At 60.0% G+C, this 13,550-nt stretch carries 15 protein-coding genes; 7 read left to right on the plus strand and 8 right to left on the minus strand.

The genetic code is table 11. The annotated features are described in order from the left end of the window. Positions 1-557: 557 nt before the first annotated feature. Positions 558-1,091 carry a malonic semialdehyde reductase gene (locus ACM61V_RS16390; protein WP_419714275.1) on the minus strand — a complete coding sequence of 178 codons (534 nt, stop codon included), beginning with the start codon at positions 1,089-1,091 and terminating at the stop codon, positions 558-560. On the opposite strand from ACM61V_RS16390, the gene ACM61V_RS16395 reads away from it, so the two are divergent. The 3 genes from ACM61V_RS16395 (at position 1,064) to ACM61V_RS16405 (ending at position 3,499) form a co-directional block, all read left to right on the plus strand. Continuing rightward, a protein-coding gene (locus ACM61V_RS16395) for an IS3 family transposase (RefSeq protein ID WP_119592876.1) occupies positions 1,064-2,427 on the plus strand; the annotation gives its coding sequence in 2 pieces (ribosomal slippage) (positions 1,064-1,412 and positions 1,412-2,427; 1,365 coding nt in all). The genes ACM61V_RS16390 and ACM61V_RS16395 overlap by 28 nt on opposite strands. A 49-nt stretch (positions 2,428-2,476) precedes the next feature. Beyond that, on the plus strand, positions 2,477-2,932 hold the full coding sequence (locus tag ACM61V_RS16400) for a nuclear transport factor 2 family protein (protein WP_419714158.1): 456 nt from the start codon (positions 2,477-2,479) through the stop codon (positions 2,930-2,932). 63 nt (positions 2,933-2,995) lie between these two features. Next, positions 2,996-3,499: a nuclear transport factor 2 family protein gene (locus tag ACM61V_RS16405; protein ID WP_419714159.1), complete on the plus strand. Its 504-nt coding sequence runs from the start codon at positions 2,996-2,998 to the stop codon at positions 3,497-3,499. A gap of 21 nt (positions 3,500-3,520) precedes the next feature. Here the strand turns inward: ACM61V_RS16405 and ACM61V_RS16410 are convergent, their stop codons facing one another. From ACM61V_RS16410 to ACM61V_RS16420, 3 genes are read right to left on the minus strand one after another with little or no spacing between them, the layout of a single operon-like run. Then, positions 3,521-4,078 carry a nuclear transport factor 2 family protein gene (locus ACM61V_RS16410; RefSeq protein WP_419714160.1) on the minus strand — a complete coding sequence of 186 codons (558 nt, stop codon included), beginning with the start codon at positions 4,076-4,078 and terminating at the stop codon, positions 3,521-3,523. Next, complete coding sequence (locus tag ACM61V_RS16415; protein ID WP_419714161.1) at positions 4,075-5,100, minus strand: cupin domain-containing protein; 1,026 nt, start codon at positions 5,098-5,100, stop codon at positions 4,075-4,077. The genes ACM61V_RS16410 and ACM61V_RS16415 overlap by 4 nt, the downstream gene beginning before the upstream one ends. A gap of 26 nt (positions 5,101-5,126) precedes the next feature. Beyond that, positions 5,127-6,350: a serine hydrolase domain-containing protein gene (locus ACM61V_RS16420; protein ID WP_419714162.1), complete on the minus strand. Its 1,224-nt coding sequence runs from the start codon at positions 6,348-6,350 to the stop codon at positions 5,127-5,129. Between the two features lie 338 nt (positions 6,351-6,688). Here ACM61V_RS16420 and ACM61V_RS16425 point away from each other — a divergent pair, with 338 nt between their 5' ends. Beyond that, the gene (locus ACM61V_RS16425; protein ID WP_419714163.1) at positions 6,689-7,321 is read left to right on the plus strand and encodes a LysR family transcriptional regulator; all 633 of its coding nucleotides are present in this window, start codon (positions 6,689-6,691) and stop codon (positions 7,319-7,321) included. Here the strand turns inward: ACM61V_RS16425 and ACM61V_RS16430 are convergent. Further along, a protein-coding gene (locus ACM61V_RS16430; RefSeq protein WP_119592876.1) for an IS3 family transposase occupies positions 7,266-8,629 on the minus strand; the annotation gives its coding sequence in 2 pieces (ribosomal slippage) (positions 7,266-8,281 and positions 8,281-8,629; 1,365 coding nt in all). The genes ACM61V_RS16425 and ACM61V_RS16430 overlap by 56 nt on opposite strands. An 86-nt stretch (positions 8,630-8,715) precedes the next feature. Between ACM61V_RS16430 and ACM61V_RS16435 the strand changes: the two genes are divergently transcribed. The 3 genes from ACM61V_RS16435 (at position 8,716) to ACM61V_RS16445 (ending at position 11,065) form a co-directional block, all read left to right on the plus strand. Then, positions 8,716-9,123, plus strand: a complete 408-nt coding sequence (locus tag ACM61V_RS16435; protein ID WP_419714276.1) for a LysR substrate-binding domain-containing protein — start codon at positions 8,716-8,718, stop codon at positions 9,121-9,123. A 168-nt stretch (positions 9,124-9,291) separates the two neighbouring features. Then, entirely contained in the window at positions 9,292-10,083 is a 792-nt protein-coding gene (locus ACM61V_RS16440) for a carboxymuconolactone decarboxylase family protein (protein ID WP_419714164.1), read from the plus strand. 43 nt (positions 10,084-10,126) lie between these two features. Next, positions 10,127-11,065 carry a 3-keto-5-aminohexanoate cleavage protein gene (locus ACM61V_RS16445; RefSeq protein ID WP_419714165.1) on the plus strand — a complete coding sequence of 313 codons (939 nt, stop codon included), beginning with the start codon at positions 10,127-10,129 and terminating at the stop codon, positions 11,063-11,065. Between the two features lie 81 nt (positions 11,066-11,146). Here ACM61V_RS16445 and ACM61V_RS16450 read toward each other — a convergent pair whose 3' ends face one another. The 3 genes from ACM61V_RS16450 to ACM61V_RS16460 are packed head-to-tail and all read right to left on the minus strand — an operon-like array spanning position 11,147 to position 13,500. Beyond that, entirely contained in the window at positions 11,147-11,809 is a 663-nt protein-coding gene (locus tag ACM61V_RS16450; RefSeq protein ID WP_419714166.1) for a nuclear transport factor 2 family protein, read from the minus strand. After that, a complete protein-coding gene (locus ACM61V_RS16455; protein ID WP_419714167.1) occupies positions 11,727-12,737 on the minus strand; it encodes an alcohol dehydrogenase catalytic domain-containing protein in 1,011 nt (336 codons plus the stop codon). Before ACM61V_RS16455 ends, ACM61V_RS16450 begins: the two co-directional genes overlap by 83 nt. 46 nt (positions 12,738-12,783) lie before the next feature. After that, positions 12,784-13,500, minus strand: a complete 717-nt coding sequence (locus tag ACM61V_RS16460) for an SDR family NAD(P)-dependent oxidoreductase (RefSeq protein ID WP_419714168.1) — start codon at positions 13,498-13,500, stop codon at positions 12,784-12,786. Between the last annotated feature and the right edge of the window lie 50 nt (positions 13,501-13,550).

Genomic DNA, 13,550 nt, shown 5'->3' on the forward strand with positions numbered 1-13,550 from the left:
CCGTGTAAACTCAGCAAAGGGCCACAGCGAAGGCCCCCTTTTGTTGGCCATACTCTATCCGCTTTACTTTCTCCGAAATTTACACAGACCGTGCAAAACCCACCAAACTGCGCCGCTCCGAGGATGATGGCCACTGTGACAGGTGCGCGTGACGGACTGGCTGGCTGTGCGCGCAGTCGGCGCCGAACCACGCTCTGGTCGCTTGCCCCTTTTTTGCAGGGGAATAAGAAGGTGGAATCACAAATAGAGGTCGAATAGTGGCCCACCACGATCTCGAGCCCCGCGGATTTGCGCGGTTTTGCCGGTGCGCGCCCTATCCGGCTCTCACGCCAGTACGAATCCAAGACGATCCTGATCGAGGATCAGGCGTCAGGCACGCAATTCATCCAGGCCCTCCGTCACGAACAGCCGCAAGGTGTAGCCGTGGCTTTCGTCAGTCGATCAATGAACCTGGGTTTAGTCGATCATAAAGAAGATGCATCGACAAGCTAGGTGCTGCCGCGATCGAACCGACCTACTCCCTTAAGCGCGCACATTTGCGACCCAATCGCAATAATTTACCAAATCCTATTGAACGTCCTAAATTTTGGACGCGGCAAGCGCTCAAAAATGCTGCTTGGATCGCCGTATCCGAGCGTCAAGATGAAATTTGTCCTTATGTGCGGACTGCCTACGAAGAAAGCCTCATCGACCTTGGCATTGTCAAATCCGGACATCGGTCCCGTGTCTAAGCCGAGCGCACGAGCCGCAATGATCAAATACGCCCCCTGAAGCGTCCCGTTACGGAAGGCCGACGTTTCGCGCAAAGCAGCATCGTGTTCGAACCAACTCTTCGCAGTCTGATTATGCGGGAAAAGGCTTGGTAGATGGTTGTGAAAATGATTGTCCGTGGCTAGAATTACGGTCGCAGGTGCCGACAGTATTTTCGGCTCGTTTTGGGCGCTGACGCAGGCGGCGAGTTTGCGCTTCGCTGCATCTTGTTCCCCGTCAGCGCCAATGGCACAGATTTGAGGTTGTGAATTAAGGAGTGTTGGGGCTTCGTCGTAGTGACGAAGGAACGAAGATGAAGCCCCAACACTCCTTGAAAAAATCGCCTGCCAAGGCCCCTGCTGAGCGTGTGGTGAAGGACATCCGGCGGCAGACCCGGCGGCATTTTTCGGCCGAAGACAAGATCCGCATTGTGCTCGATGGGCTGCGTGGCGAAGACAGCATTGCCGAACTATGCCGCAAGGAAGGCATTGCCCAGAGCCTGTATTACACCTGGTCGAAGGAGTTCATGGAAGCGGGCAAGCGGCGCCTGGCGGGTGACACGGCTCGTGCCGCGACCAGCGGCGAGGTGCAGGACCTGCGCCGCGAAGCCCGTGCCCTGAAGGAATGCGTGGCCGACCTGACGCTCGAAAACCGTCTGCTCAAAAAAAGCATGATCGCGGATGGGGGCGACGACGAATGAGATATCCCGCATCCGAGAAGCTCGAGATCATCCGGATCGTCGAGCAGTCGCATCTGCCGGCGAAGCTCACCCTCGACAAGCTGGGGATCGCACGCCGGACGTTCTACCGCTGGTACGACCGGTTCCTCGAAGGCGGACCGGAGGCGTTGGAAGATCGGCCATCGGCACCGAGCCGCGTGTGGAACCGGATCCCGCCTGACATCCATGATCAGATCATCGAACTGGCACTGGAGCAGTCCGAGCTGAGCCCACGGGAGCTGGCGGTGCGCTTTACCGACGAAAGGCGTTACTTCGTGTCGGAAGCCACGGTTTACCGCCTTCTGAAGGCCCATGACCTGATCACCAGCCCGGCCTATGTGGTGATCAAGGCCGCCGATCAGTTCCACACCAAGACCACCCGGCCGAACGAGATGTGGCAGACCGACTTCACATACTTCAAGATTATCGGGTGGGGCTGGATGTACCTGTCGACCGTGCTCGACGACTTCTCACGCTACATCATCGCCTGGAAGCTGTGCACCAACATGCGCGCCGAGGACGTGACCGACACGCTGGACATGGCACTGGCCGCATCGGGCTGCGACAGCGCCACGGTGCTGCACAAGCCAAGGCTGCTGTCGGACAATGGCCCCAGCTACATCGCCGGCGAACTGGCGGAATACATCGAGGCCCAGAAGATGAGCCATGTGCGCGGTGCCCCGCTACACCCGCAGACCCAGGGCAAGATCGAGCGCTGGCATCAGACCCTGAAAAACCGCATCCTGCTGGAAAACTACTTCCTGCCCGGCGACCTCGAGGCCCGGATCGAGGCCTTCGTCGAGCACTACAACCACCAGCGTTACCACGAGAGCCTCAGCAACGTGACGCCCGCCGATGCCTACTTCGGCAGGGCACCGGCAATCATCAAACTGCGCGAAAGGATCAAGCGACAGACCATCGAACATCGGCGCTTGCAGCACCGCAAGTTCGCCGCCTAACATCAACCCCCTGACGAGGTCCGCACTCCGCTAATCTACGCCGCGAGTTGTGCCGAATGTTCTGACGACGGACATGTTCATCTATCTGATCGATTCTCGTCGATATGATGATGCCGAAGCTTTGGTGACGCCTGACATCACCTATGAAAATTCGCGGGGGAGCGTGTCCGGCTGGCCTGCCATCCGCCGGGGTATGGACGCGCTGAATTGTTTCAGCGCGACGCAGCACCTGATCGGCAATCATCTCGGGTGGTGGGACGGCGATCACTTCGCCGGCAAGACGTATTGCATCGCGTCCCACATGTATGAGCGCGACGGCGAAAGCCGGCGCTACGAAATGGGCATCTGCTACGATGAACATATCGTTCGGTTCGACGGGGCGCTGAAGATGAAGCACCGTCGATTGACCCTGCTCTGGCAGCACGATCTGCCGACCGTGGCAATGCCGCCGCAAATATTCCTCGATGCGATGGCGCGCCTCATGCCCGCAACCGAGAATGGCTGACCTGACACGTGGCGACACCGGTCGTGGCAAGGCCACCAGTCGATTTCCGAATAAGAGGGATCAATGACCATTGACGAACTCGCCGATCGCGAGGCCATCAAGGAATGCATGTATCGCTATTGTCGGGCTGTGGATCGTGCCGACGAACAGCTTCTGCGTTCGATCTACTGGCCTGACGCAACCGACCGGCACGGTGCCTATTCAGGCAGCGCGGATGGGTTCATCGAATTCGCGCTCAAGGCGTTTCGCGTGACCGAACCGGGCATCCACCAGGTGCACAATATCCTGATCGAATTCCGCGAAGGCGGCGCTTGGGTCGAGTCCTACTTTTCAGCGTGGAACGAAATTCCGACGGCCGACGGCATCGTCAACGCCCACCAAAAGGGGCGGTATCTGGATTGGTTCGAAAAGCGCGGCGCGGCCTGGAAGGTGAAGGACCGGACGGTCGTCTTCGACTATATGGAACGGCTCCCGATGCCGGAAGGCGAACGTGCTGCGCGCTTTGGCGGATCGGTTACGATCGGCGGCTCGCACCCTGACGACCCCGTTTACACTGCGCGCAGTTGAATTGCGCCTCGACGCCGACCGTTACCCTTTCAATTCCTGCCACAATATGTCATCCGTATCGCGCCGCGAGTGGATGATCGTCGGCGGCAATCCACCGCCCAACGGGGTTGGGTCCGCCTTCAGCACATCGAACGTGACTTGCCGATGCGCGATCAGCCAAGTCGCGTCCTCACGTACGAACCGATCGATATACCGTCCGACGGCGGTGATCTGCAGCGTCTGGTCATCGTCCAGCTCGACGGTGCCGAACGCATCCTCGACATGGTCCGCCGATTTCAACCGTTGGTAGCAAATGTAGTAGGTTTCGACGATCGCCACATCCTCGCCCTTCCAATCGAAGGCTGAATTGCAGATGGCGTGGAGGGATTGCTCGATATTCTCATGCCGTTTCACCAGATAAGCAATGAATTCGTCGATCGTGCCGTTGAAATCGCCATGGATGTCGATCGCATCCGCGCGATACGCAGAGCGGACGAGTTCCCAGTCCTTCCGATCGACGCCACGCGTGTATCGCAGCAACGCCTGCTCGATCTCGTACTTGGCTCCCAGAACGGCAAGCGTGCCCTCCCGAACGGTCAATTGACGACCTCCGCCATTGCAGCGGGCGCGGGCTGATCCAATGTGTCGTAGTCGGCCGGCAGGCAGACCTCGAACACGTTATACCCTTCCGAATATGAGCTAACATTGTGCGACATGCGCTTGCCGATGATCATCACGTCGCCGGGAACCATGTGATGCGTCCCATGCCCCTCGACCGACAGAGTCGCCGCCCCCTCCAGAACGAAGAACAACTGGCTCATCGAATGATTATGCCACCCCGTGCCGCCCGCCATCGGCTGCTTGGCGCCGTCACCATCGTGGATGTGGATTCGCCGTTCGGTCACGCCGGCCGTTCCCAGGTCGCGATACGTGAAGAACGCGCGGGGCCCATCGCCCCTAATGAACAGTTCCGCGCGATTGCGGACGATCTGTTCTTCCCAATTGCCGTTCTCTCCGGCCTCGGGAACCTGTAAGAGCGGCACCAAGTCGCTCGGTGACGCGGAGCCCGGCGAACGTACTTCAGCGGCGCGGAAGTCATCGGAATAATGCGTGCGCACAACATGACGGAGGAAGGGCAAATGCACCGCTTCGCGGCGCCCCATTGTGACGCGGTGGCCATCATCCATCTCGAAGCTGACCTCTCCTTCGATCACGTAGAAGAAGATGAACGTCGCGACATCGACATCGGGCCATCCCTCAAAGGACCCGCCGTCGTGCGCGCGCAATTCGATTGCCGCCATCTGACCCGAGCTGGCGGTTTCCAGTAACAAATCGCGCGATGCCAGCGCACCATGGCGGCCGTCCGTCCAGATCGCGTCGGCCGCGACGGCGATAGCAAACTTCATCGGCACAGCGTCGAACGAGCTTTGGACTGGGGAACGCGCCATTACGATTGCCTCTCCACTGTTGTTACGCTTGTTGCAGTCTGCCCCGATCAATCGATCGTACCGATTTCGCTGCTCCCGGCAGCATGTTATTTGTGCAACGAGGACTTGCACAAAAGACGCTATTGACGGGAATACTTGCGCTAATTCTGAGCCGTAGCCTGGCTCGACAAGCACTTTCGTACTGCCTCGACATTGTTCGGTCAGCGCGCCCAATAGCCGGCGGCGTCCGACGAAAAACCGACCGCACGATAAGCGGCGTCGACCAGACTTTGCCCCCGCTGGTTCATTGCGACCCCGCCGCCAAGTTGGTTCATCACATAGCCGAACGACAGGCGGGCATCGCCATCGGCGAATCCGATGCTACCCCCCATCCCGGGCGTGCCGAAAGCATCTTCGCCCAGGATCATGTAATTGCCATCGCCCATTCGCCGATCGCCCCAGGTCTTGGAGAATCCCAGAGTAAAGCTAGTGGGGATACGCAGCATTTGATCGACGTCGGCTGCCGATCGGACGCCGCGCATCCACGGCTGAGCGGCAGGACTGACAATGCGAATTCCGTCGAGCGATCCATCCATCGACAACGGCGCGTAAAGTCGGGCCAGACCGTGCGCGGACGCCACGCCGCCCGTCGCCGGCCCCTCGGCAACGCGGAAGGCGCGCGTGTTGATGACATCGGGGTCGAACAGGTTGCCGCAATTGCTGAGCATGCGATTGCCGAACCAATCGGGCTCGGCGACTGCCTTTGCGAACAATCGCGAATTCGGATCGAAGTCGGCGAGGACGACGGGCGTAACGCGCGGCTCCTCGCTGTCCGGCAATCCAATCCAGATATCGGCTTTGAGCGGACCGGCCACTTCATCGCGCAAAAATGTGCCAATCGTCTTGCCCGTAATGCGCCGAACGATCTCGCCCCAGATAAAGCCGCTGGTCATGCCATGATAACCGTGAGCGGTGCCCGGTTCCCAGATTGGCTTTTGCTTCGCAATCGCTGTCGTCGCGAACGACCAGTCGAGGAGCCCGTCCCGCGGAACAGATTCCTCCCAGAACGGCAAGCCAGCCTGATGCGCCAAGGCCATGCCGACCGTGATGCCGCCCTTCCCGTTCTCGGCGAATTCGGGCCAATATTCAGCAACCGGTGCGGCGAAATCGAGCAAGCCGCGATCGGCGAGAACATGAATGCAGGCCGCGGACATCCCCTTCGTCGCCGAAAAAACCTGAACAAGCGTGTCACGCGTCCAGGCGGAGCTCGAGTCCTTGGCCAGCACACCTCCAGACAGGTCGACGACGAGTTTCCCTTCGAGATAGATGGCAACCGACCCACCGATTTCGCCGCGTTCGGCAAAGTTGCGCTCGAATTCTTCCCGCACCGGCCAGAAGCGCGGATCACAACTACCGCTTATGGACGCCTCGGTCGTTGCCGCCACCCTCAACTCTCCTCTTTTCTTACATCTGCCAGCGAATTCGCTGTTCCTCACCCCGTGCACGAGGACGACTCCAGCCTAGTGCTGTCTCTTGGACGTGGACTAGGCGCGTTTTTGCGAATGGACATGGCAAGGATTCCAGCCGTCAGCCCACCTCGTTCAGCTGACGTATCGGCAAGAATTATATCTTACCGGCTAAATCCGTTCATCGATTTTCTAGCCATATAAGGCCGCTGCCCATTCAGCCATCGCCTGATACGGTGAGAGTGGAAATGCACGGCAGATTGTCTACGTTATGAGCCTAGCGGCCGCAGAAGCCGCGTTGCGGGAGGGAAAGTCGCGTGCAGTTCAACTGGAATGATCTCAGATTTTTTCTGGCGATGGCGCGCACCGGGAGCCCGACGACCGCAGCGATGCAGTTGAAGGTCGACCACACAACGGTCCGCCGCCGGATCGACGCGCTCGAAGACTCGCTCAACGTCAAACTGTTCGAGCCGCGCGATCGCGGCTTCCTACTGACCCATGCTGGCACTCGCTTGCTCGCGACCGCAGAATCTATTGAAGCCTTGGCGACGGGAGCCGAAGAAAGCGTATCCGACAAGGACCTCGCGCTATCCGGCACAGTCCGGATCGGCATACCCGATGGACTGGGTGGCCTGTTTCTGTCGGCCAAGCTGGCGGAGTTTGCCAAGGAGCATCCGGAGCTCCAGCTTGAGCTCGATGCGACGACCAGGCCGTTTAACCTGGCAAAGCGCGAAGCGGACATTGCCATTTCGGTTTCGGCACCGACGAAAGGCCGACAGGTCATCCGCAAGTTGGGAGAATGCAGTCTCTACCTGTATGCTGTCCGTCGTCAGAACATTCGGCACAACTCGCGGCGTAGATTAGCGGAGTGCGGACCTCGTCAGGGGGTTGATGTTAGGCGGCGAACTTGCGGTGCTGCAAGCGCCGATGTTCGATGGTCTGTCGCTTGATCCTTTCGCGCAGTTTGATGATTGCCGGTGCCCTGCCGAAGTAGGCATCGGCGGGCGTCACGTTGCTGAGGCTCTCGTGGTAACGCTGGTGGTTGTAGTGCTCGACGAAGGCCTCGATCCGGGCCTCGAGGTCGCCGGGCAGGAAGTAGTTTTCCAGCAGGATGCGGTTTTTCAGGGTCTGATGCCAGCGCTCGATCTTGCCCTGGGTCTGCGGGTGTAGCGGGGCACCGCGCACATGGCTCATCTTCTGGGCCTCGATGTATTCCGCCAGTTCGCCGGCGATGTAGCTGGGGCCATTGTCCGACAGCAGCCTTGGCTTGTGCAGCACCGTGGCGCTGTCGCAGCCCGATGCGGCCAGTGCCATGTCCAGCGTGTCGGTCACGTCCTCGGCGCGCATGTTGGTGCACAGCTTCCAGGCGATGATGTAGCGTGAGAAGTCGTCGAGCACGGTCGACAGGTACATCCAGCCCCACCCGATAATCTTGAAGTATGTGAAGTCGGTCTGCCACATCTCGTTCGGCCGGGTGGTCTTGGTGTGGAACTGATCGGCGGCCTTGATCACCACATAGGCCGGGCTGGTGATCAGGTCATGGGCCTTCAGAAGGCGGTAAACCGTGGCTTCCGACACGAAGTAACGCCTTTCGTCGGTAAAGCGCACCGCCAGCTCCCGTGGGCTCAGCTCGGACTGCTCCAGTGCCAGTTCGATGATCTGATCATGGATGTCAGGCGGGATCCGGTTCCACACGCGGCTCGGTGCCGATGGCCGATCTTCCAACGCCTCCGGTCCGCCTTCGAGGAACCGGTCGTACCAGCGGTAGAACGTCCGGCGTGCGATCCCCAGCTTGTCGAGGGTGAGCTTCGCCGGCAGATGCGACTGCTCGACGATCCGGATGATCTCGAGCTTCTCGGATGCGGGATATCTCATTCGTCGTCGCCCCCATCCGCGATCATGCTTTTTTTGAGCAGACGGTTTTCGAGCGTCAGGTCGGCCACGCATTCCTTCAGGGCACGGGCTTCGCGGCGCAGGTCCTGCACCTCGCCGCTGGTCGCGGCACGAGCCGTGTCACCCGCCAGGCGCCGCTTGCCCGCTTCCATGAACTCCTTCGACCAGGTGTAATACAGGCTCTGGGCAATGCCTTCCTTGCGGCATAGTTCGGCAATGCTGTCTTCGCCACGCAGCCCATCGAGCACAATGCGGATCTTGTCTTCGGCCGAAAAATGCCGCCGGGTCTGCCGCCGGATGTCCTTCACCACACGCTCAGCAGGGGCCTTGGCAGGCGATTTTTTCAAGGAGTGTTGGGGCTTCATCTTCGTTCCTTCGTCACTACGACGAAGCCCCAACACTCCTTAATTCACAACCTCAAATCTGTGCCATTGGCGCTGACGGGGAACACCTGTATGCCTCGCCCGACTATCTTGCGAGCGCCCCGCCGATCGCGACGATAGAGGACCTGAAGGACCATCGTTTCGTCGGCTATTTTGAGGACATGCAGTTCGCGCACGACCTCGACACACCGCCCTATCTTGCCGCCAGCCCCTACCGGTTCCTCAGCAGCAGCCTGGTCGCGTTGTACGAGGCCGTGCTGGCCGGTGTTGGCATCTGTTTGCTGCCCAGTTACCTGATCAAGCCTGGCACTACATTGCAGCGCGTATTGCCCAGTGAAGTGATGATGACGCGGCAGATCTGGATGACGGTACACTCTGACTTGAAGGACATTGCGCGATATCGGGCCGTGGCGGACTTCATCCGCCACACGTTCGCCTCGCATCGCAATCTCTTCATGCCGTGCGAAGGCAGCTGACCGCCCCACCCAACCACCGCCGTCAATGCGCGGGCCCATCTGCAAATGATGTTTATGCGATGCCTCATTGCACAAACACCTGTTCTTGCCCGTCGTCCCCAACCTCTAAAGTCCGTCCGACCGAATGCCGGAAAGCTCATGTCGGCACGGTGAAATGGGGAGGATGGAATGGGCGATGTCACTGTCGACGAGACGCCTGGCGGGCAAGCGCTCAAGGCGGAGGTCATCGCTAAACGAGGCTATTGGGGAGAGTGGCATCAGGGCCTGCTGGACCTCTCGCCCGCATATCTTGCCGCCTATCTAGACTTTCACGAACCGCCGTTTCACGCTGGCCGGCTCGACCGGAAGATGTGCGAGTTCATTTACATCGCCGTCGATGCCGCGGTCAGCCATCTGTTCGTGCCGGGCATGCAAATGCACTTCGACGTCGCACTGAGACTAGGCGCAACAGTGGCCGAGCTGACCGAGGTAGTGCAGCTGACCATGCTGGCAGCCTATTCGCCGCACACGGTGGGACTGCCCATCTTGGCCGAAGAGCTCGAACGGCTCCACCCCGGTACGAAGAGTGCGACGCGGTCGCTCACGACGGAAGAAGAGACAGAAAAAGAGAAATTCGTCGCCATAACGGGGTTCTGGCCCGAAGGTGGCGATCACCTGTTTCGCTGGGCACCGGCGTTCGTGAAGGGGTTCCTGGCTTATGGTGAGATCCCCTATCGGGAAGGCCCGTTGTCGCGGAAGGACAAGGAACTCATCCTGATCGCGGTCTTCGCCAGCCCGGTAGCGCCGCAGCCGGACGCCACCCGCCGGCACATTCGCCAAGCGCTCGCAAACGGTGCATCCGCCGAAGAAATCGCCGATGTGCTTCAACTGTCGAGCGCGATCGCCATCCACAGTTGCGTTGCGGCTGTGCCGGCGCTGGTGTCGGCAGCGGACAAACAGCAGGTCGCCGGCGATCGCTGAGACGCGCCGACCGTCGCCTGAGACGATTTGATAGGAGAATTGCGTGGTCGCGAAACCTCACAAGGTGATCATTTCCTGTGCGATCACTGGATCAATCCACACACCCAGCATGTCGCCCCACCTGCCGATCACACCGGATGAGATCGCGCGCGACGCGATCGCCGCGGCAAAAGCGGGCGCCGCAATTTTGCATTTGCACGCCCGCGAACCAGACGATGGCCGCCCCTCGCCGCGCGCCGACCTGTTCATGGAGTTTCTTCCTTGCATAAAGGAGGCGACAAATGCCATCGTGAACATCACGACCGGCGGCGGGCAAGGCATGACGCTCGACCAGCGGATCGAGGCGGCGGTCAGGGCCAAGCCAGAAATGTGTTCGCTCAACATGCGCACGTTCAACTTCGGCATTTTCCCTTTGGCCCACAAGCAAACCGCCTGGAAGCATTCCTGGGAAGAACCGTTCCTGGCATCCACCCGAGACGGGATCTTCAGGAACACCTTTCAGGACATCGAGTATGTCGTGAAAATGCTGGGAGAATCTGCCGGCGCTCGCTTCGAATTCGAATGTTATGACGTCGGCCATTTGTACAATCTGGCCTATTTCGTCCGCGAAGGGTTGGTAAAGCCACCCTTCTTCATCCAGACGATTTTCGGGATTCTCGGCGGGATCGCAGCCGACGTCGAACATTTACTGCACATGCGCAGAACCGCGGACGCCTTGTTCGGCGACGACTATCAATGGTCGGTCGTAGCTGCCGGTCGGCGGCAAATCCCGTTCGCGACGATGGTTGCGCTGATGGGTGGCAACGTTCGGGTCGGACTGGAAGACAGCTTGTATATCGGCAAGGGCAAGCTGGCCACGTCGAACGCCGAACAAGTCACCAAGATGCGCAAGGTGCTGGAGGCTTTGGACTTGGAAATTGCGACACCGGCCGAAGCACGCGAGATCCTGTCGTTGAAGGGCGCGAACGCAGTCGCTTTCTAGATCGATCCTCGGATACCGGATGAATGATCAAGCCACCGCACGAGCGGTCGCCGATCATCCACTCTGGTATCGCCTTTGCCGTCAGCCGAGCGGGATGAGCTTGCGTTCCCGCCGTATCTGGAGGGGTCGCATATATGATGCGTCGTCGCGCGATCGGGAGGAGCGCTTGTCCTCCATCTCGGCGCCATCGACCAACCTGCTGGCAAAGTTCACTTCCGCCAGTGAGCTACCCCACTCAATCAAGCAGAGCCGATCTGCGATTTTCCACTGGCCGTCGCGCCGTTCGAGCCGATCGACATAGCGCCCCCCCACGACCTCGGCGGGCTGTCCTTCCTGGGCCATGCAGCCAACGAAGTAGAAATACGTCTCCGTATGCGCTTCATCGCCAGTGATCTCGCACCGATGGTTGGTGAGGAAATGCTGGCTGTAACGGTGGCGGAGGCGATGATATTCCGCGCCGAATTCGGCATTCTCATACCCCGGCATAACAACCTGTCCGTGATCATCCCATGCGTCGGGATGGAATGCCGACTTGCAGCATTCGACGTCCATCCGGTCCATGCCGCGGGCATAGCTTGTCATGCAATCCCAAATCGCCTGCCGATCCAACAGCTGACGAACAGCTGCGACATCCAAACCGTCCATATCAACCTCCACCAATCTATCGCATTTTGAGAAAAACGAATCCGTCCCGGCCAGGCGCCTCAACCGCCGTGACCGCAGCCGCCCAATCGGCCAAGTCATAGACTCCGCCGGTCGGGAACAATTCTGGATGGGCGCGGCCCAGCGCCAAGGCGTCGGCGATATCGGCCTGCTGTTGGGCTTGCGGGGCGTTGAACCACAGGAAAATCGGGATGCCGCGCACGACAATGCCGCGCGATGCGACTTGCAGCCCGGTGATCCCGATCGGGTTGGGATCGAGCCCGCCATAAGTTATGATCGACGCGCTGTTCGCGATTAACGGGTCGAGTTCGGTCAACAAGGCACCGGAAACGCAATCGCCCAGGACGGCGAACTGCCGCCCCCCGGTTTCGGCTTCTAGCGTGTTCAACCATCCGCTGGTCGCCGTCGCAAAGAACCGGACGCCGGGTACGAGCTCGGCGGTGCGCCGGGCGGCCGCTTCGCTGCGGGTCAGACCGATCACGTCCAGTCCGGCTTCCCGCGACAGATGCGCCAATATCCGTCCCACTGCTGAGCTGGCGCCCGTCAGCAGGACCGGCCCATTGAGTCCTTGCGCCTGCAGTGCTTCCCTCATCGCGCGGAACACCATGAAAGCGGTGACCGTGTTGACGTACAATTGCGCAGCAACTGTATCGGGTATGTCGTCGGGCGCTTCCAGGATCAGCGCTTCGGGACACTCGACCTGTTCCGACCAGGCGTATGACGCGAGATATGTCGTCACCCTGTCGCCAACCTTGAACCGCGACGTTCGGGCCGCATTCGACCCTATCGCGGCAATTCGCCCAACGGCTTCGTTGCCCCGCATCGCATAGCCCGGGCTATCCGGGATCGCCGTTTCCTTGCGCGACATGAACAGGTCGCCGTGATGCATCGACGCCAGGTCGATATCGATGATCACATTATCGTCGCCGGGATGTTTCGGCGCCGGAATATCGCGTAGTTCGAACGTCGACGGCGGCTCCCCGACCCGCACCTGCACCACAGCTTTCATGCTTCACCTATTCGCTTGCGCCAAGCATCGTTCTCGATGCAGCTGCTCAGAGCCCGCCCGTCACCGTGATCTCCGCGCCTGAAATGTAGGCCGACCGATCGGAGATCAAGAAAGCGATCAAGCCTGCCAGGTCCTCTGCCAGGCCAAGCCGACGCAGCGGGATGCCGTTGATGAAGCTATCAGACCTCACCATCGCATTTCCGTCGAGCATCGCGGTGTCGATCGCGCCGGGATAGACCGAATTGACACGGATACCCATCGGCCCGAGCTCCCAGGACGCTTGCTTGGTCATGCCGCGCACGGCCCATTTGCTCGTCGCATAAGCGAAGATGCCCGGCGTACCGACCTGGCCGGCGAGTGAGCTGATGTTGACGATCGATCCCCCGCCGCTGTCCTTCATAAGCCCGGCGGCGCTTTTCATGCCGAGGAAGATGCTGAGCTGGTTCACCCGATAATGTCGATCCCAAAGCTCGACGCTCGTATCCATCATGGCAGCCGGAATGAACAGGCCGGCATTGTTCACCAGACCGTCGAGCCGACCGAACTTGTTCGCGACGAGGCCCGTGAGCTTTTCCCAGTCGCTCGCTTCGCTGACGTCGTGCTTGAAGAACGTGACGTCGCCGGCGATCGACTTGACCGCGTCTTCCCCCGCTGGATTGAGGTCAGTCACGACGACCGATGCGCCATCCTGGGCCAGCAACTTCGCTTCGGCAAAACCCTGTCCACCCGCGCCGCCGGTGACGATGACAACCTTGCCCTTCATTTAGTCTGCCCTTCCCATTTTTTGGTTCGGCGCCTGCCGCCGCCGATGCA

It is taken from the genome of Sphingomonas sp. TX0543 (assembly GCF_048565505.1).
GTDB lineage: Bacteria > Pseudomonadota > Alphaproteobacteria > Sphingomonadales > Sphingomonadaceae > Sphingomonas.

Coding starts and splice junctions, on each gene's coding strand:
- ACM61V_RS16450 (WP_419714166.1), bottom strand. CDS start 11,809: ATGACTTGGCCGATTGGGCGGCTGCGGTCACGGCGGTTGAGGCGCCTG.
- ACM61V_RS16440 (WP_419714164.1), top strand. CDS start 9,292: ATGGGCGATGTCACTGTCGACGAGACGCCTGGCGGGCAAGCGCTCAAG.
- ACM61V_RS16460 (WP_419714168.1), bottom strand. CDS start 13,500: ATGAAGGGCAAGGTTGTCATCGTCACCGGCGGCGCGGGTGGACAGGGT.
- ACM61V_RS16455 (WP_419714167.1), bottom strand. CDS start 12,737: ATGAAAGCTGTGGTGCAGGTGCGGGTCGGGGAGCCGCCGTCGACGTTC.
- ACM61V_RS16405 (WP_419714159.1), top strand. CDS start 2,996: ATGACCATTGACGAACTCGCCGATCGCGAGGCCATCAAGGAATGCATG.